15 protein-coding genes and 1 pseudogene are annotated in these 17,441 nt (G+C 71.1%); 8 read left to right on the forward strand and 8 right to left on the reverse strand.

Features of this window, described 5'->3' with window-relative positions; translation table 11 throughout:
* The first annotated feature begins 68 nt into the window (after positions 1 to 68).
* The 3 genes and pseudogenes from V1457_RS15675 to V1457_RS15685 form a co-directional block, all read left to right on the forward strand.
* Positions 69 to 563, forward strand: coding sequence for an SAV_6107 family HEPN domain-containing protein (locus V1457_RS15675; protein ID WP_295150000.1), 495 nt, complete (start codon positions 69 to 71; stop codon positions 561 to 563).
* Positions 560 to 1,369, forward strand: coding sequence for a hypothetical protein (locus V1457_RS15680; RefSeq protein WP_338595299.1), 810 nt, complete (start codon positions 560 to 562; stop codon positions 1,367 to 1,369). Before V1457_RS15675 ends, V1457_RS15680 begins: the two co-directional genes overlap by 4 nt.
* Positions 1,370 to 1,541: 172 nt before the next feature.
* A pseudogene (locus V1457_RS15685) lies at positions 1,542 to 2,078 on the forward strand (arginase family protein); the annotation flags it as partial.
* A 119-nt stretch (positions 2,079 to 2,197) separates the two neighbouring features.
* On the opposite strand, the gene V1457_RS15690 reads toward V1457_RS15685, so the two are convergent.
* Together V1457_RS15690 and V1457_RS15695 are read right to left on the reverse strand one after the other, a co-directional pair.
* Entirely contained in the window at positions 2,198 to 6,784 is a 4,587-nt protein-coding gene (locus V1457_RS15690) for an ATP-dependent helicase (protein WP_338595300.1), read from the reverse strand.
* 100 nt (positions 6,785 to 6,884) lie between these two features.
* Positions 6,885 to 7,007, reverse strand: a complete 123-nt coding sequence (locus V1457_RS15695; protein ID WP_255520903.1) for a hypothetical protein — start codon at positions 7,005 to 7,007, stop codon at positions 6,885 to 6,887.
* A gap of 45 nt (positions 7,008 to 7,052) precedes the next feature.
* Here V1457_RS15695 and V1457_RS15700 point away from each other — a divergent pair, with 45 nt between their 5' ends.
* The 3 genes from V1457_RS15700 to V1457_RS15710 all read left to right on the forward strand — a co-directional run bounded on the left by V1457_RS15700 (position 7,053) and on the right by V1457_RS15710 (position 9,735).
* Positions 7,053 to 7,247 carry a DUF3046 domain-containing protein gene (locus V1457_RS15700; protein WP_200071245.1) on the forward strand — a complete coding sequence of 65 codons (195 nt, stop codon included), beginning with the start codon at positions 7,053 to 7,055 and terminating at the stop codon, positions 7,245 to 7,247.
* A 332-nt stretch (positions 7,248 to 7,579) separates the two neighbouring features.
* On the forward strand, positions 7,580 to 8,632 hold the full coding sequence (recA, locus tag V1457_RS15705; RefSeq protein WP_338595301.1) for a recombinase RecA: 1,053 nt from the start codon (positions 7,580 to 7,582) through the stop codon (positions 8,630 to 8,632).
* Positions 8,633 to 8,643: 11 nt separating this feature from the next.
* Positions 8,644 to 9,735, forward strand: a complete 1,092-nt coding sequence (locus V1457_RS15710; RefSeq protein ID WP_338595302.1) for a RecX family transcriptional regulator — start codon at positions 8,644 to 8,646, stop codon at positions 9,733 to 9,735.
* A 31-nt stretch (positions 9,736 to 9,766) separates the two neighbouring features.
* On the opposite strand, the gene V1457_RS15715 is transcribed toward V1457_RS15710, so the two are convergent.
* Positions 9,767 to 10,288 (reverse strand): N-acetyltransferase family protein, encoded by a 522-nt coding sequence (locus tag V1457_RS15715; RefSeq protein WP_338595304.1) that lies wholly within the window; start codon positions 10,286 to 10,288, stop codon positions 9,767 to 9,769.
* A gap of 120 nt (positions 10,289 to 10,408) precedes the next feature.
* Between V1457_RS15715 and V1457_RS15720 the strand changes: the two genes are divergently transcribed.
* On the forward strand, positions 10,409 to 11,122 hold the full coding sequence (locus tag V1457_RS15720; protein WP_338595305.1) for an HAD family hydrolase: 714 nt from the start codon (positions 10,409 to 10,411) through the stop codon (positions 11,120 to 11,122).
* 124 nt (positions 11,123 to 11,246) lie between these two features.
* Here V1457_RS15720 and eda read toward each other — a convergent pair whose 3' ends face one another.
* A complete protein-coding gene (eda, locus tag V1457_RS15725) occupies positions 11,247 to 11,876 on the reverse strand; it encodes a bifunctional 4-hydroxy-2-oxoglutarate aldolase/2-dehydro-3-deoxy-phosphogluconate aldolase (protein WP_200071250.1) in 630 nt (209 codons plus the stop codon).
* A 39-nt stretch (positions 11,877 to 11,915) separates the two neighbouring features.
* Positions 11,916 to 13,772: a phosphogluconate dehydratase gene (edd, locus tag V1457_RS15730; protein ID WP_200071251.1), complete on the reverse strand. Its 1,857-nt coding sequence runs from the start codon at positions 13,770 to 13,772 to the stop codon at positions 11,916 to 11,918.
* A gap of 522 nt (positions 13,773 to 14,294) precedes the next feature.
* Here edd and V1457_RS15735 point away from each other — a divergent pair.
* Positions 14,295 to 14,942, forward strand: a complete 648-nt coding sequence (locus V1457_RS15735) for a transporter substrate-binding domain-containing protein (RefSeq protein ID WP_200071252.1) — start codon at positions 14,295 to 14,297, stop codon at positions 14,940 to 14,942.
* 6 nt (positions 14,943 to 14,948) lie between these two features.
* Here the strand turns inward: V1457_RS15735 and V1457_RS15740 are convergent, their stop codons facing one another.
* From V1457_RS15740 to V1457_RS15750, 3 genes are read right to left on the reverse strand one after another with little or no spacing between them, the layout of a single operon-like run.
* On the reverse strand, positions 14,949 to 15,797 hold the full coding sequence (locus V1457_RS15740; RefSeq protein ID WP_200071253.1) for an amino acid ABC transporter permease: 849 nt from the start codon (positions 15,795 to 15,797) through the stop codon (positions 14,949 to 14,951).
* On the reverse strand, positions 15,794 to 16,444 hold the full coding sequence (locus V1457_RS15745; RefSeq protein WP_200071254.1) for an amino acid ABC transporter permease: 651 nt from the start codon (positions 16,442 to 16,444) through the stop codon (positions 15,794 to 15,796). The genes V1457_RS15740 and V1457_RS15745 overlap by 4 nt, the downstream gene beginning before the upstream one ends.
* A 57-nt stretch (positions 16,445 to 16,501) precedes the next feature.
* Positions 16,502 to 17,398 (reverse strand): glutamate ABC transporter substrate-binding protein, encoded by an 897-nt coding sequence (locus tag V1457_RS15750; RefSeq protein ID WP_338595306.1) that lies wholly within the window; start codon positions 17,396 to 17,398, stop codon positions 16,502 to 16,504.
* Positions 17,399 to 17,441 lie beyond the last annotated feature (43 nt).

Raw genomic sequence — 17,441 nt, forward strand, 5'->3', positions numbered from 1 at the left:
GCCGGACGACCGGCTTCCCCCCGGTTCGAGCACCTGACCGGCAACTCCGCGGATTCGCGGAGCCCGTCGTGACCGAGAGGAGAAAGCTGATGTCCCTGCCGGTGTCCATTCCCGTCCCGCGCAGCCCGGGCGACGGATCGCCCGTATCGCCAGGATCGTCCGGACCGGCCGGTCCGCCACCGCCGCCGGGGGCGGCGTCCCTGCTGGAGCAGGGGCGGGCTTGCCTGCGCGATGCCGAACAATCGGCGAAACCGGCCGACCGCTACGTTTTGGCGCACCTGGCCGCGTTGCGGGCCGCGACGGCGGTGCTGGTTTCCCGCTCCTGGCGCCGGACCCGGGAGAGACCCTGCCGCGGGCGGTCCGGCGGCGTGTGGAGCCAGCTCACCGAAGTCGCACCGGAACTGCGCGAATGGTCGGCGCACTTCGCGGACCGATCGGTCCGGCGCGCCGCGGCCGAGGCCGGTAGCCCGGGCGTGACGCCGGGGGAGGCGGACATCTCGTTGCGGCACGCGGGCGAGTTCGTCGCGGTGGTTCAGCGCAGCCTGTCGGGGTCGGTGCGATGAGCCGGAGCGTTCCCGAGGAACCCGAATCGGGCTGCGCGGCGCCTCCGGAGCTGTCCATCGACCACGGCCGGATGCTCGACCTGATCGGCGTCGAGGGGCAGTTGCTCACCGCCGCCACGCACGACGTGCACCCGGACGCTCCGGTCGGCGGGGCGTCCGGCCGCACCGCCACCGAAACCGTCCGCTACCTCAGCGGGGTCTGCGAGGACGCGCTGACCTGGATGGGCGCCTCCGAGCAGGCGCGTTCCGCGGCGGTTCCGGAGCCGGCGACGCTGCGGGCGGTGACCCGGCAATGCACCGCCCGGCTGGCCGAACTGCTCGCCGAGTTCGGCACCCGCGCGCCGGACGAGGCGTGCCCGACGTGGTGGCCGGAGGAGCACACCGTGCGGTTCTGGGTCCGCAGGCTGCTGCACGCCGCAACGGTGCACCGGGTGGACGTGCAGACAGCGGCCGCGGTGGAGATGACCCCGATCGACGCCGACGTCGCGCTGGACGGGATCGACGAGGTGCTGCGGTTGTGGCTGGGCTATCGCCTGCACGCCGTCGGCATCACCTCGACCAGACCCTGCTCGGTCGGCCTGTCCACGGCCGGGGCGGAGTGGCTGGTGTACGCCGATCAGCGGCGCACCGTCGTGCGGCGGACCACCGACGGCGAGTCGGTCTCCGCCGACGGGCTGGTCACCGGTGACCCGGCGGCGGTGTACCTCTGGTTGTGGGGTCGGCTGCCGGACCGCGCGGTGCGGACGGCCGGTGATCGGGACGCCATCGCCCAGCTCTGGGGACTGCTCCGGCTCGCGACTCGTTGAAGGGGGCGCGCTGAAAGGCGGTGCGGCCGTGGAAATCAACGTGCGCTCGGCACGATGACGGGCCTACCGTGCGGCCGTGACGATCTTGCTCGTGCCCTACCACCAGGACGAAAGGTTGCCGGAGCGGACGATCCCGCTTGCTGCGCCGCTGGGCGCTGAGACGGTCGAGGCCATGTTGCCGGACGGCGATGTCTGGCCTCGCCTGGTCGCCCTGTACGAGAGGGTGGCGAACCGCGTCGCCGAGCGGCTAGCGGCCGACGACGTGCCCGCGGTCGTGTCCGGGGACTGCCTCGTCGCCGCCGCCACGATCACCGGCGCGCAGCGCGCGGGATCGGACCCCGCCGTCGTCTGGTTCGACGCGCACGGCGACGTGCACACCTCGCACACCCCGGCCTCCGGCTACCTCGGCGGCATGGCGTTGCGGCTGGTGCTGGGCGCACATCCGGAACGGCTCGCCGAGCCGCTCGGACTGCGGTCGCCTGCCGAACGGCGCGCGTTGCTGGTCGACGCCCGCGACCTCGACCCGCCCGAGGTCGACTACCTGTCCCGGAGCGACCTGCGCCGGTGCGGTGTCGAGGAACTGCAGGAGGCGCTGCCTGCCGGACCGATCGTCCTGCACATCGATGTCGACGTGATCGACTGCGGCGAGTTGGCCGGGTTGCGCTTCCCGGTGCCGAACGGCCCCTCGCGCAGCACGGTGGTCGACGCCGCTCGCCGAGTGCTGGCCACCGGAGCTGGGCCGAGCACTTCCAGACCCGCCCGCTCACGACGCACACCCCGGACCTCACCGGAACATTCCGCTATGCGGCGCCGTTCGACGAGCTGTGATCACGCGCGCAGCCGCAAACCCTTCGGTGTGGCGCGGAAACCCGCCTCGGTGAGGATGTCGGCCATCCGCGACCCCAACGCGCCCTCGCCGTCGGTGCGCTGCACCGCCAACTGCTCCAGCCAGCCTTCCCGCACGGCACGGGCCAACCCCTCGGCCGCGCTGCGCAACACCGACTCGTCCGCGGTGAACGACAGCAGCGACTTCCCGCCGCGTTCCACGTAAAGCGCCGCCGAGCCGGACACCAGCACCACCAGCGCACCAGCCTTGCGGCCGGGCCGGTGCCGGGTGTCACCCACCGCGTCCGGCCACGGCAACGCAGCACCGTAAGGCTGCGCCGGATCGGCGGCGGCGAGCACCACGGCCTCGCCGGATTCCGCTTCGCCCGCCTGCCGCGACATCGCCCGCACCCGGTCGATCGCGCCCGGCACCGCGAACTGCGCCGCGCCGAGGCCCTCGACCACGTAGCCGCGGCGGCAACGCCCGGACTCCTCCATCGCCCGCAACACCTTGTACACCGCGGAAAAACCGCCGCTGACCCGTTCGGTCTCCAACGCGCCCCGGGTCAGCACGCCGTGCCGCTCCAAGAACGACTCCGCCCGCGCGTGCGCCCGCTTCGTCGGCTCCGCCGCCGGGGAAGGAGCCAGCGACCACCGGCCGGAGACCGTGGGCGGACCGCTGCGGCTGGGCATCGACGGCCGACCCGCACGCAACCGCGCATATCGTCCGCGCGGCGCGTTGCGCCGCGGCTTGTGCGCCGCTCCCTTCCCGGACACCACCGCGCGCAACGGAGCCAACGTGTCGTTGGTGGCCGCACCCGACCACACCAGGTCCCACAACGCCGTGATCACAGCGTCGTCGGCCGGAGCCTCCTCCCCGCGCTCCACCAGCAGCGCCGCCGCCCGATCGGCCAGCGCGCGGAAGAACTGCGCGCCACCCTCCAAAGTGGACAACAACGCTTCGTGCAGCGGAGTGCGCTGCGCGTCCTCCGGCAGATCCGGCAACAACAGATCCGCGACATCCGTCGGCGCCAGCGCGATCCATCCGTCACCCCCGGCCAACGCGCCGGAACCGACCCACGTGACCTCACCGGTCGAAGTGAGTTCATCCAGCAACGCGGGTGAATAACCCGGCAACCGAGCAGGCAGCACCAACGACTCCAGCGCACTGGCCGGAACCGGCGCACCCGCGAGCTGCTCCACCACCGAGTACACGTCATCCACCGTCGGCGCGGAACGCAGCCGGGCACCGACCCCGTGCCATGCGGGCAGAAACCGCCCCAGCGCCGCCGGCTCGACCGGCTCCACCTCGGCCCGCAACCGTGCCAGCGATGCCCGCCGCAGCCGCCGCAAGACCTCCGCGTCGCAGTACTCGACACCGCGCCCGCCGCCGGCTTCCAACGGCCGCAGCTCACCGCTGACCAACCGTCCGGAACCGGTCAGCCGGTCCAGCACGCCGTGCACCACCGCGACACCGAGGCCGAATCGCCGCGCCGCCGACTCCGCGGTGAACGGGCCGCGGCACCGCGCGTACCGGATCAGCAGCTCCCCCAACGGATCCGCGACCGGCTCGGTGAACGCCTCCGGTACCCCGACCGGCAACGCCACGCCCAGCGCGTCGCGCACCTTGCCCGCGTCCTCGATCGCGATCCACCGCTGCTCACCGGCGATCCGCACCGCCAGCACCCGGCGCTGCGCCCGCAGCTGTTCCAGCCACTCCGGCTCGACACCGCGCTCCTGAGCCTCCGCAGTGGACAGATCACCCAGGAACCGCAGTAGGTCCGCAGCGGACTCGACGTCCTTGGCGCGGCGCTCCGGATCGAGCCGCTGCAGCTGCGACTCGACCTCCACGACCACGTCCGGATCCAGCAGCTCCCGCAGCGCCTCCGAACCCAGCAGCTCCGCCAGCAACGTCGAATCCAGGCTCAACGCCGCCGACCGCCGCTCCGCCAACGGCGCATCCGTCTCGTACAGGAACATGCCGATGTAGCCGAACAGCAGATTGCGCGCGAACGGCGACGGCGACTGCGTCTCCACCTCCACCACCCGCACCTTGCGGGCGGCGACCTGCGACATCAGCTCCGTGAGCCCCGGCACGTCGTAAACGTCCTGCAAGCACTCCCGCATCGCCTCCAGCACGATGGGAAACTGCTCGTACTGCGCGGCCACCGACAGCAGCTGCGCCGCCCGCTGCCGCTGCTGCCACAACGGCGAGCGCTTGCGCGGATCCCGCCGCGGCAACAACAACGCCCGCGCCGCGCACTCGCGGAACCGCGCCGCGAACAACGCCGAGCCACCGACCTCGTCGGTCACCACCTGCTGCACCTCGTCCGGGGACAGCAGCACGTCCTCCGCGCTCGGCAGCACGTCCGCCCCGGACTCGTCCAGCGCGTCCGCCAGCCGCACCACGATGCCGTCGTCCGAGGACGCAACCTGCGGATCGATGCCCCGCCGCTCGCGCAACCGCGCGCCGACCGCCAGCGCCCACGGGCCGTTCACCTGCGCGCCGAACGGCGAGTGCACCACCATCCGCCAGTCGCCCAGCTCGTCGCGGAACCGCTCCACCACGATCGTCCGGTCGTCCGGCACGTGCCGCGTCGCCTGCCGCTGCTCGGCCAGGTAGGCCAGCAGGTTGTCCCGCGCCCAGTCGTCCAGCCCGGCCCGCCGGACCCGGGCGCTCGCCGTCTCCCGATCCGCGGCCGAAACCTCGCGCACGAACGCGCCCAGCGCGCGGCCCAGCTCCAGCGGCCGCCCCGGCGAATCGCCCTTCCAGAACGGCATCCGCGCGGGCTGACCCGGCGCGGGCACCACCACGACCCGGTCGTGCGTGATGTCCTCGACCCGCCACGACGAGGTGCCCAGCAGGAACGTGTCGCCCACCCGCGACTCGTAGACCATCTCCTCGTCCAGCTCACCGACCCGCACGCCGCCGCGGCCAGCCTCCTCGTCGCCCGGCGTGGTCACGGTGAACAACCCGCGATCCGGGATCGTGCCGCCCGAAGTCGCCGCGAGCCGCTGCGCACCCGGGCGCGCGCGCAGTTCGTCCTGCACCCGGTCCCACACGATGCGCGCCCGCAGCTCCCCGAACTCCTCGCTCGGGTAGCGCCCGGCGAGCATGTCCAGCACCGCGTGCAACGCCGAATCCGGCAATCCCGCGAACGGCGCGGACCGACGCACCACCCGCGCCAGCGACTCCAGCGGCCAGGCGTCCATCGCCACCATCGACACCACGTGCTGGGCCAGCACGTCCAGCGGATTGCGCGGAAACGCCAGCGCCTCGATCAGCCCGTCGGCCATCCGCTCCGCGACCACCGCGCAGCCCACCAGGTCACCGCGGAACTTCGGGAACACCACCCCGCGCGAAACCGCGCCCACCTGGTGCCCGCCGCGGCCGACCCGCTGCAACCCGGACGCGACGCTCGGCGGCGTCTCGACCTGCACCACCAGGTCCACCGCGCCCATGTCGATGCCCAGCTCCAGCGAGGAAGTCGCCACCACGCACGGCAGCTCGCCGGACTTGAGCTCCTCCTCCACCGAGGAGCGCTGCTCCTTCGACATCGAGCCGTGGTGCGCCCGGGCCACCGTCACCGCCGCACCGGTGGTGATCCCCGAGCCGCCGACCGCCTCCGCGGGGAACCGCTCGGGCTCGGCCGACTCTCCCGCGCGCTCGGTGGCCAGCTCGTTGATCCCCGCGGTCAGCCGCTCGGCCAGCCGCCGCGAGTTCGCGAACACGATCGTCGAGCGGTGCGCCTCGATCAGCTCCAGCACCCGTTGCTGCACCGACGGCCAGATCGAGGTGTGCTGCTCGGCGCCCGCCGCCGGGCCCTCCACCTCGCCGGTCGGCTGCCCGAGTTCGGCCATGTCCGGCACCGGCACCTCGACGCTGACCTGCACCTGCTTGGGATGCTCTGGCTGCACCACGCGCACCGGGCGCCCACCGGTGAGGTAGGTGCCCACCTCGTCCACCGGCCGCACCGTCGCCGAGAGCCCGATGCGCTGCGCCGGGGTGGCCAGCAGCTCGTCCAGCCGCTCCAGGGACAACGCCAGGTGCGCCCCGCGCTTGGTGCCCGCCACGGCGTGCACCTCGTCCACGATCACCGTCTCCACCCCGCGCAGCGAGTCCCGCGCGGCCGAGGTGAGCAGCAAGAACAGTGACTCCGGAGTGGTCACCAGCACGTCCGGCGGCGTCCGCGCGAACGCGCGCCGCTGATCGGCCGGAGTGTCGCCGGTGCGCATCCCCACGCGGATCTCGGGCATCGCACCGCCCCGGCGCTGCGTCGCCTGCCGGATGCCGGTCAGCGGCGCCCGCAGGTTCCGCTCCACGTCCACCGCCAGCGCTTTCAGCGGCGAGACGTACAGCACCCGGCACCGCTGCTTCGGGTCCTGCGGCGGCCCCGCGGCGGCCAACCCGTCCAGCGCGGACAGGAACGCCGCCAGCGTCTTGCCCGAACCGGTCGGCGCCACCACCAGGGCGTGCTCGCCCTCGTTGATCGCCTGCCACGCACCGGCCTGGGCCTGCGTCGGCGCGTGGAACGCGCCCCGGAACCATTCGCGGGTTTCGGGGGAGAATCCGTCCAGCACGTCGCTCACCCCTCCATGCTGGACCACGGGACCGACAGTCCGGCGATTCCCGGCGGGCGCGGGCCGGATGGTCTCGAAGGCGCCGTCGTGCGGCGGGCGGGAGCGGGGCTCAGCGGTTGCGCCGGTCCCAGAACCAGCGCAGCGCGACGATGATCGCGACCAGCAGCATCGCCGCGATCACCAACTGCCCGAGCGGGCCGGACAGGCCGGTCGGGTCGGCTTGCAGCAGCACACCACGACCGTACGCCGCCGGCGGGCGCCAGTAGGCTGGCCGGCGATGCGACACACCGATTTCCGTCGGCGCATGGCCGAGGAGTTCGGCCGGATCCGCGCCGAAATGCTCGCCCAGGACCACGTGATGTCCCAGCTCGGCGGGCGCACGGCCGATGAGGCGCTGGAGTCCGGGATGTCGCCGAAGCAGGTGTGGGAGACGTTGTGCGAGGTCTTCGAGGTGCCCGCGGCGCGGCGTTGAACCGGTGCCTCCGGCGCGGCGCTGGATCGGTGCCTCCGGCACGGCGCTGGATCGGTGCCTCCGGCACGGCGCTGACCGGGTGCCCGGCACGGCGTTGATCTCGTCCGGCGCTGATTCTTCACACGCCCGGGTGGCGGAACCGGCGTGTCGGCTCGATGATCGAACATCCGTTCGTCTAAGATCGCAAGTGCGGATCGAACCCCGATGTTCGCCGCCTCCCGGCCGCCCGGTGCTCGTCGCGCGGTAGGTCGGCCAGGCGGCCGGAGTGTCGGTCCCACCCCGTAGCGTCGGTTCCGATCCGACGAAGTTCGACGTGACCAAGGTGGACCCCGATGGCATCGACACCGGACAAGGGCCAGGACAAGGGCAAGGCGCTCGAACTCGCCCTGGCCCAGATCGACAAGCAGTACGGCAAGGGATCGGTGATGCGGCTCGGCGAGGAGTCGCGGGCACCGGTCGAGGTCATCCCGACCGGATCCATCTCGCTAGACGTGGCACTGGGCATCGGCGGTCTGCCGCGGGGGCGCATCGTCGAGGTCTACGGCCCGGAGAGCAGCGGTAAGACCTCGGTCGCGCTGCACGCGGTGGCGGGCGCCCAGCAACTCGGCGGCACCGCGGCGTTCATCGATGCCGAGCACGCGCTGGATCCCGAGTACGCCAAGGCGATCGGCGTGGACACCGACGCGCTGCTGGTGGCCCAGCCGGACACCGGGGAGCAGGCGCTGGAGATCGCGGACATGCTGATCCGCTCCGGCGCGCTGGACTGCATCGTCATCGACTCGGTCGCCGCGCTGGTGCCGCGCGCCGAGATCGAGGGCGAAATGGGCGACAGCCACGTCGGCCTGCAGGCCCGCCTGATGAGCCAGGCCCTGCGCAAGCTCACCTCGGCCCTCTACAACGCCAAGACCACCGCCATCTTCATCAACCAGCTCCGCGAGAAGGTCGGTGTGATGTTCGGAAGCCCGGAGACCACGACCGGTGGCAAGGCGTTGAAGTTCTACTCGTCGGTGCGGTTGGACGTGCGGCGGATCGAGACGTTGAAGGACGGTTCGGACGCGGTGGGCAACCGGACGCGGGTGAAGGTGGTGAAGAACAAGACCGCGCCGCCGTTCAAGCAGGCCGAGTTCGACATCATTTACGGCGTCGGGATCAGCCGGGAGGGCTCGCTGATCGACATGGGCGTGGAGCAGGGCATCATCCGCAAGTCCGGTGCCTGGTACACCTACGAAGGCGACCAGCTCGGCCAGGGCAAGGAGAACGCCCGCAAGTTCATGCGGGACAACCCGGACGTGGCCAACGAGATCGAGAAGCGGATCAAGGAGAAGCTGGGCATCGGGGCCAAGGTGGACGAGGAAGAAGGCGACCCCGCTCCCGTCGAGTTCTGATCGCGCGGATCATGCGCGAACAGGATTTCGCTCGACCCGAGCCCGATTCCCCGGACGGCGAAGGCGCCGAGTCCTGGTCGTGGCCGGAACCTTCGCCGTGGCCGGACTTCCCGGCCGGGTCGGAGGAGCCGTCGCGCACCAGGCCGGGCCCGCGACCGCGGCGCGGGACGCCGTCCGGTGGCGTGTGGCGGAGCACGGAGCCGGACGCGTCGCCGTCGACTTCCACCGAGGCGAGCGATCCGGCGGAACGGCGCCCGGGAGTCGCCGCACGCGATGAGCCGGCGGGCGCCGACCGGCTGGCCGGTGCCCGTTCCCGTCGCGATTCGGTCTCCTCCTCAGCGGAAACGTTGCCGCGCGAGCAACGGGAATCCCGGCGAGGCCGCACTGGCGGAGGTCGCGGCATCTCCGGCGGCGACCCCGATTCCGGCGACCGATCGCCGGAGCCCGACGCATCCGCGGAGCACCTGCCGGACCGTGCGTCCACGGGTAGCGGCAGCTCGCGAAAGAACGAGCGGAATGAGCGTGCGCACCGGCCCGCGCAGGAGGAACGATCCTCGCGGCGGGAGCGCACCGGCAAGAGGGGAGCGCCCGCGGAGGAAGAGCAGTCCCCGGAGGCGCAGGCCAGGGACGTCGTCTATCGCCTGCTGGCGGTGCGTGCCCGCAGCCGTTCCGAACTCCGGCAGGCATTGCTGCGCAAGGAGATCGACGAAGACATCGCCGATGCGGTGCTGCAGAAGTTCGTCGATGCGGGCTTGGTCGACGACGCGGAGTTCGCCGCAGCGTGGGTGCAGGAACGCCAGCGCAACCAAGGTCTGGGGCGCAAGGCTCTCGGTTACGAACTGCGCCGCAAGGGCGTCGGCGAGGAGCTGGTGAACGACGCGCTGTCCAGTGTGGACTCCGAAGCGGAGGAGGAACGTGCGCGTGAGCTGGTCCGCCGCAAGCTGCGCACCTCCCGCGCCGACGATTCGACGAAACTGCTGCGCCGCATGGTCGCCATGCTCGCCCGCAAGGGTTACCCGGAGGGCCTGGCTTTCCGGGTGTGCAAGGAAGAACTCGAAAATGCCGGGTTGAACGGCGGTTCCGGCGAGCTCGACACACCCTGACCGCCCGGGCGTTTCCCGCCTCGCCCGAACGTTACGACCGAGGCGCGCCCACCGGCCGTCCCATGAAAACCAGATCTCGCACCACGCCGCCCAGATCGGCCACTTCCGGCAGCAGTCCCCATCGCTGAAAGCCGTGCCGCAGGAAGAGCCGGATGCTGGCCTCGTTGCTGGCGAAGATGCTCGCGGCCAGGTTCCGCACGCCGAGTTCGGGCGCGTGCTGGACAGCTTCGCCCAGCAGGTGGCTGCCCTGCCCGCTGCCGCGGTGCTCCGGATGCAGGTACACCGCGATGTCTGCGGTCACGTCGTACCCGGGCCGACCGTTCAGGAACCGGTCGAAAGACAGGTAACCGGTCACGATCTGCGGTGCGTCCGATTCGTAGCCGACCCAGATCGGCCGGATTCGCGGGTCCGAGGCGTCGAACCACGCGGTCCGGTCGGCGACCGTGACCGGCTCCAAATCGCAAGTGCTGGTCTTGTCCGGGATCGAGCTGTTGTAGATGTCGACGATCGCCGGTAGATCGTCACGGGTCGCCAGGCGGTGTCCGTAGTTCAACGATCGGCTCCTGTCCGCGCTCCGCGGCTTGTCCGGGATGGCTGGTCTCGGTACCGCTGGCGGATCGCGGTCCTTCGGTAGGGTGCACGAACGTTGCCGGTCGATCTTTACGGGGGAGCTATGCGCGCGCAGTCGGCGCCGCACATCGTGTGGGACTGGAACGGCACGCTGCTCGACGACAACGACGCCGTGGTAGCGGCGGTGAACGAGGTGTGCACGGCGTTCGGCCGGGAGCGCATCGATCTGGAGCACTGGCGGTCCATCTTCAGCCGCCCGCTGGTGCACTGCTACGAGCGGCTGCTCGATCGCACGCTCACCGATGCCGAATGGACGCATCTCGAGGAGCTTTACCACGGGTCCTATCGGGAGCTGCTGCACACCGCTCGACTCGCTTCCGGTGTGCCGGACGTCCTCGCGGAGTGGGGCGAAGCCGGACGTACCCAGTCCTTGCTGTCGATGTGGTTCCACGACGAGCTCGTCGCGCTGGTCACCGAACTCGACCTGCACTCGCTGTTCGAGCGCGTGGACGGGCTGCGCGACGAGGTCGGCGGCGGCGCCAAGGCCGCTCATCTGAAGCGCCACCTCGCCGAACTCGCCCGTGACCCGGCGGAAGTGGTGCTCGTCGGCGACGTGCTCGACGATGCTCAGGCCGCCGCGGAAGCCGGCACCGGCTGCGTGCTGGTCGCGACCGGCGTCATGAGCCGCCGTTCCCTCGAGACGGCCGGAGTCCCGGTCGCCGCGGACATCGCCGAAGCCGTCGCCCACATCACCGCCGAGACGAACCACCTGACGGATCTTGCGGTTGAGCACTCGGCCGACACCGAGGCCGGATGAGCAGGTCACGGCGTCAGAGCAGCGACCCGCAATCGCCGGTACGTGCTCGCACAATCCGGAACGGCTCAGCGGCGGAGCGCCGTCCGCCGCTGAGCCCCGTGCACCACGCTGTGCACTGTCCCTGTCAGGCCGGTCCCAGCGCGGCCGCCTGCCGCGCCAGTGCCTCGACCTGGCCCCACTGGCCCGCGGCCAGCAGTGATTTCGGGGCGAGCCACGATCCGCCGACGCAGCCGACGTTGGGCAGCGCGAGGTAGCGCGCGGCGTTGTCGGCGTCGATCCCGCCGGTGGGGCAGAACCGCAGGTGCGGCAGCGGTCCGGCGATGGACTTCAGGTATGGCACGCCGCCGCTGGGTTCTGCGGGGAAGAACTTCATCGCCGTCGCGCCCCGTGCGGCCAGCCGCATCGCCTCGGACACGGTGCTGATCCCGGCGAGGTAGGGCAGGCCGGTGGCTTCGATGTCGTCGAGCAGTTCGTCGGTCGCCCCGGGAGTGACGATGTAGCGGGCCCCGGCTTGGCGCGCCTTGTCGGCCTGCCCGGGTTCGGTGATGGTGCCCGCGCCGATGACGATCTCCGGGACTTCCGCCGCGAGCCGTTCGATGGCGGGCAACCCCGCGGGGGTGCGCAGGGTGATTTCGATGGTTTTGATGCCGCCGCGCAGCAACGCTTGGCCCAGCGGCGCCGCGTGCGCGGCGTCGTCCAGCGCAACGACGGGGACCACGGGGCTGAGGTCGAGCACCTCGGAGGCGGTGTTCACGGGATCACTTCCGCTCGGGTTCAACGGGATCACTTCCGTTCAGGCGTGCAGATCGCTGGGCGCCGTGCGGCGGTGCGACCCGAACACGCTAGCGCCCTGGTCGGCGCGGCCGACCGAGCCGCGGAACGCCGTGAACAACTCGCGACCCGTGCCGTGCTGCATCGCAGGCACCCCGGCCGCGGGTTCGCGGGCGGCGAGCTCGGCGTCGGGGACCAGCACTTCCAGGGTTCCGTGCTCGGCATCGAGCCGGACCATGTCGCCGTCGCGCACCCGGGCGAGCGGCCCGCCCGCGGTGGCCTCCGGGGTGAGCTGGATGGCCGCGGGGATCTTGCCGGAGGCTCCCGACATCCGCCCGTCGGTGACCAGCGCGACCTGGTGCCCGCGGTCCATCAGCACGCCAAGCGAGGGGGTGAGCCCGTGCAGCTCGGGCATCCCGTTGGCCTGCGGTCCCTGGTTGCGGATGACGACCACGACGTCCTGGTCCAGCTCGCCGGATTTGAACAGCGCGGTGAAATCGTGCTGGTCGTCGAAGACCCGCGCGGGTGCGGTGACCACGCGGTGCTCGGGTTTCACCGCGGAGACCTTGATGACCGAGCGGCCGAGGTTGCCGTCCAGCACCCGCAGCCCGCCGTCCGGCGCGAACGGTTCGTGCACGCCGCGCAGCACCTCGGGGTCGAGGCTTTCGACCGGGGCGTCGCGCCACACCAGTTCACCGTCTTCGAGGAACGGCTGCTGCCGGTAGCGGTCCAAGCCGAACCCGGCGACGGTGCGCACGTCCGGGTGCAGCAAGCCCGCGTCGAGCAGCTGGCCGACCAGGGTCTGCACGCCTCCGGCGGCGGCGAAGTGGTTGATGTCCGCCGAACCGTTCGGGTAGACCTTCGACAGCGAGGGCACCACCGCGGACAGCTCGGCGAAGTCGTCCCAGGTCAGTTCGATGCCCGCGGCCGCGGCGATGGCCACCAGGTGCAGCGTGTGGTTCGTCGAACCGCCCGTGGCCAGCAGCGCGATGACTCCGTTGACCAGTGCTTTCTCGTCGAGCAGCTCGCCGATCGCGGTGCGTTCGGGACCGCTCGAGATCTCCACGACCCGCTGCGAGGCCTTTTCGGTTAGGGCCTGCCGCAGCGGTGTGCCGGGTGCGACGAAGCTGGAACCCGGCAGGTGCAGGCCCATCACCTCGACGACCAGCTGGTTCGAGTTGGCGGTGCCGTAGAAGGTGCAGGTGCCGGGGGAGTGGTACGAGGCCGACTCGGCTTCCAGCAGGTCCTCGCGGGTGGCCTTGCCCTCGGCGAACAGCTGGCGGATGCGGCTCTTCTCCGCGTTGGGCAGGCCGGAGGGCATCGGCCCGGCGGGCACCAGGATCGTGGGCAGGTGGCCGAAGGCCAACGCTCCGATCAGCAGCCCGGGCACGATCTTGTCGCACACCCCGAGCAGCAGCGCGCCGTCGAACATCTCGTGCGAGAGCGCGACGCCGGTGGCCATCGCGATCACGTCGCGGGAGAACAGCGACAGCTCCATGCCGGTGCGGCCCTGGGTGATCCCGTCGCACATCGCGGGCACGCCACCGGCGAACTGCGCGACGCCGCCCGCCTGCCGCACCGCGTCCTTGATCCACTCTGGGAACTCCGCGTACGGCTGGTGCGCGGAGAGCATGTCGTTGTAGGCGGACACGATCGCCACGCCGGGTTTGCGCTCGCCGCGCACGGCGATGCGGTCGGCGCCGCTGCAGCCTGCGAAACCGTGCGCGAGGTTGCTGCACGGCATTCCGGCGCGCACCGGCCCGTCGGCGGCGGCGTTGCCGATGCGTTCGAGGTAGGCGCGGCGGGTGGTCTCGCTGCGGTTCGCGATGCGTTCGGTCACCTGCCGCACGACGGGATGGATGGGCGTTCGCGTCGCCATTCCTCGCCTCCTGACGCAAATGGTGCTGGCTGCGCACGAGGGCGACGACGCTGGCGCCTCTGATCTCCGTGACGGCAGCCACAGTAGCGGCTGTGACGCGGAAATCAAAACCGATACAGAACCCGATTGCGAGTGTTAACGGCGGATGTACGGCCGATGACGTGCCGCCGTACGGTGCGCGGCCAATGGCCTGACCAGCGAAGACCGGATGGCGGTGGGGAGTGTCCGGACGTCGTGTGCGGATCAGCGGAGTCGGCAGGCCGTTGCTCGTGTTCGCAGCCGAAGGCCGCGGCGCGCGGCAACGGCCGCGGACGTCGAACGGTTGCCGCCGGTTGACCCTGACCGCGCTGAGACGGTCCCAGTGGTCTCGGGAACCACTTGGACATGTTCCGCGAGACGTTCGGCATCGCCAATTCTTGATGCTGACAGGAAACCGTCGAGAGGCAGTTTTTCGCCCATTCCGCGACGGCCGGTGAACCGCGCCTGACCGAACCGCCGGGGCGTGCTGGCAGGATGGGGCGCATGCGCACGGGTGTGGCGGTGTTGGTGTTGGCGATCGGAATGCTCGCCGGATGCTCCGGGCAAGGCGGCGGCGTCAATCAGGGAACTGGGCACGATCAGGGCGAAACCGGTCAGGCGAGTGCACCGCCCCCGGCGGCGCGTCCGTCGCCGCAAGCCCCCGCCCCCGTCCCTTCGCCCGGCGGCGTCCAGCTGGACACCTCGCCGACGCTGGAGCAGATCCGGACGCGCGGCAAACTCCTCGTGGGCCTGCGCGCGGACGCTCGGCAGTTCGCCGCGCGCGACGGTGCGGGCGGATACCGCGGCTTCGACGTGGAGATCGCGCGCCGCATCGCACAAGAGCTCGGACTGGACCCCGCCACCCAGGTCTCCTTCCGCATGCTGCCGGCCACCCTGCAATCCGAGGCGCTCGCAGGCGGCAGCGTGGACCTGCAGATCGGCGGCGTCGACCCGGCCCGGCAGGGCGTCTCCGCGGTCGGTCCGTACGCGGTCACCGACGGCGGACAGCAGTTCGTCGGCCTCAAGTCCGGCGACGACGTGCTGCGCGACCAGATCGACGCGGCCCTGCGCACCGCGGTAGCGGACGGCAGCTGGCAGCGCGCCTACGACGCGACGCTCGCGCCCGAAGGGGTGCAGGCGACTCCGGGCTGAGCCGGCTCACTCGACGCCTTCGACCACCGGGGCGCCCTTGCGGCCGCGGCCGACGCGTCGCTCGGTGGCCACCGCGACTCGGCTCAGCGCGTAGTTGATCAGCACGAACACCACTCCGATCACGAAGTAGGTCTGGATCGGATTGTTCAGGTTCTGGATCACGATCTGGCCCTGCCGCACCAGATCGACGTAGGAGATGATGAAGCCCAGCGAGGTGTCCTTCAGGATCACCACCAGCTGGCTGATCAGCGCCGGAAGCATCGCCCGGAAAGCTTGCGGCAGCAGCACCGTGGTGAGCACCTGCGATCTCCGCAGTCCGATCGCATAAGCGGCTTCGCTCTGCCCGCGCGGCAGCGCGAGGATCCCGGCCCGCACGATCTCGGCGATGATCACCGAGTTGTACGCGGTCAACCCGATCACCAGGTACCACAGCAGCGGCAGGTCCACGCCGAGCGAAGGCAGCACGCGGCTGGCGTAGTAGATCGCGATGACCACCGGAACGCCGCGCAGCAGTTCCACCACGCCGACCACGGCCCACCGGTACCAAGCCGCCGCGGTCAACCGCGTCACGGCCAGCAGCGTCCCGATGATCAGTGCGAACAGCATGGCCAGCACCGCGGCCAGCAAGGTGTTGGCCAGTCCCGCGCCGAGCAGGCTCCACAACGGCGCGAACGTGTCGTTTGTGGGGTCGATCAGCGGACCCCACTTCTGCACGGTCAACTGCCCGCGCGTGCCCAGCGCCACCAGCACCCAGACCAGCACCGCCAGCAGCAGCACGCCGACTCCTGCGCTGGCCAGCATGCTCCGCCGCCGCGCCACCGGGCCCGGTGCCTCGTAGAGCACGGAGTTCGTCATCGCGCGATCGCCACCTTCCGCTCCAGGGCACCCAGCAGCAGCCCGGCCGGGATCGTGATCACCAGGTAGCCGATGACGACACCGGTCAGCACCGGCAGCGCCGCCTCACCCCGCGCGGAGGTCAGGGTGTCGCCGACCGCGAACAGGTCGCCGCCGACGCCGAAAGCACCCACGATCGCCGAGTTCTTGATCATCGCGATGAGCACGTTGCCCAGCGGCGGCACCACGGTGCGCACCGCCTGCGGCAGCACCACCAGCTGCAGCACCTGTCCGAACCCGAGCCCGACCGCTCGCGCGGCTTCCGCCTGCCCCGGCGGCACCGCGTTGATGCCGCTGCGGATCGCCTCGCACACGAACGCCGAGGTGTACAGCGCCAGCCCGGCGGTGCCGAACCAGAAGTACGAGCCGTTCAACCCCAGCTCGGGCAGCCCGAACGCCATGAAGAACAGCACCACGGTCAGCGGGCAGTTGCGGAACACGTTGACCCACGAGGTCCCGGCGGCGCGCAGCGGCGGCAGCGGTGCGACCCGGAAACCGGCGATCACGGTGCCCAGCACGAGCGCCAGCACGCCCGCGTACGCGCAGATCTGCAGAGTGCGCAGCAGGCCGCTGAGATAGAGCGGCAGGTTGTCGATGAGGACGTGCACGAGGCCCTCCGGCGCAGAGTGCGTGGCGGAGGGACGCACGCCCCTCCCGGATTCCGATCAGCCGCAGGCGTCGAACTGCGGAAGCGGCGGCACCTGCGGTGAGACCTTGCCCGCGGTGGTCTGCCACGCCTTCTGGTAGCTGCCATCGGCCTGAGCCTCGGTCAGCGCGTCGTCGATGAACCGGCAGAACGCCACGTCGCCCTTCTTGATCCCGATGCCGTAGGGCTCCGCGGTGAACGGCTTGCCGACCAGCTTGAACCGGCCGCCGCCGTTCTCCACCAGGCCCATCAGGATCACGTTGTCCGTGGTCACCGCCTGCACCTGCCTGGTGCGCAGCGCGTCGGAGCACTTCGAGTAGACGTCGAAGAGCACCAGGTTCTGCGGATCGACGTACTTCTTGATCTCCTCGGCCGGGGTGGAACCGGTGACCGAGCAGACCTTCGCCCCGGTCGGGCGCAGCGACTCCGGGCCGGTGATGCCGGTGTTGTCGCGGGCCACCATCAGGTCCTGACCGGCCTGGTAGTACGGGCCGGCGAAACTGATCCGCTCCTTGCGGTTGTCGTTGATCGTGTAGGTCGCCACGACCATGTCGACCTTCTGCTGCTCGATGACCTCTTCGCGGGTCTTGCTCGGGGTCTCCACCCACTCGATCTGCTCCGGCGACAGGCCCATCTTCGCCGCGACGATCTTGGCGATCTGCACGTCGAAACCCTGCGGTTTGCCGTCGAGTCCCTGCAGGCCGAACAGCGGCTGGTCGAACTTGGCGCCGATGCGGATCTTGCCCGCCTGCTGCAGGTTCGCCATCGTGCTGCCCGGCTCGAACTTGGCGCCGCGGTCCACGGCGACCTCGTTGCCACCCCCGGCGAGTTGATTGCCCCCTCCGCCGCCACAGGCGGTCAGGGCCAGCGCCAGCGACGCCACCAGCACGCCCCAGCGCACGTTCCGCGCTTTCATCTCGGCAATCCCCTCTCTGCGGTGAACCGGATTTTCGCGGCCG

The organism is Saccharopolyspora sp. SCSIO 74807 (genome assembly GCF_037023755.1).
GTDB classification, from domain to species: Bacteria; Actinomycetota; Actinomycetes; order Mycobacteriales; family Pseudonocardiaceae; genus Saccharopolyspora_C; species Saccharopolyspora_C galaxeae.

Coding starts and splice junctions, on each gene's coding strand:
- recA (WP_338595301.1), top strand. CDS start 7,580: ATGGCATCGACACCGGACAAGGGCCAGGACAAGGGCAAGGCGCTCGAA.
- V1457_RS15750 (WP_338595306.1), bottom strand. CDS start 17,398: ATGAAAGCGCGGAACGTGCGCTGGGGCGTGCTGGTGGCGTCGCTGGCG.
- V1457_RS15680 (WP_338595299.1), top strand. CDS start 560: ATGAGCCGGAGCGTTCCCGAGGAACCCGAATCGGGCTGCGCGGCGCCT.
- V1457_RS15710 (WP_338595302.1), top strand. CDS start 8,644: ATGCGCGAACAGGATTTCGCTCGACCCGAGCCCGATTCCCCGGACGGC.
- V1457_RS15740 (WP_200071253.1), bottom strand. CDS start 15,797: ATGACGAACTCCGTGCTCTACGAGGCACCGGGCCCGGTGGCGCGGCGG.
- V1457_RS15735 (WP_200071252.1), top strand. CDS start 14,295: ATGCGCACGGGTGTGGCGGTGTTGGTGTTGGCGATCGGAATGCTCGCC.
- edd (WP_200071251.1), bottom strand. CDS start 13,772: ATGGCGACGCGAACGCCCATCCATCCCGTCGTGCGGCAGGTGACCGAA.
- V1457_RS15700 (WP_200071245.1), top strand. CDS start 7,053: ATGCGACACACCGATTTCCGTCGGCGCATGGCCGAGGAGTTCGGCCGG.
- V1457_RS15720 (WP_338595305.1), top strand. CDS start 10,409: ATGCGCGCGCAGTCGGCGCCGCACATCGTGTGGGACTGGAACGGCACG.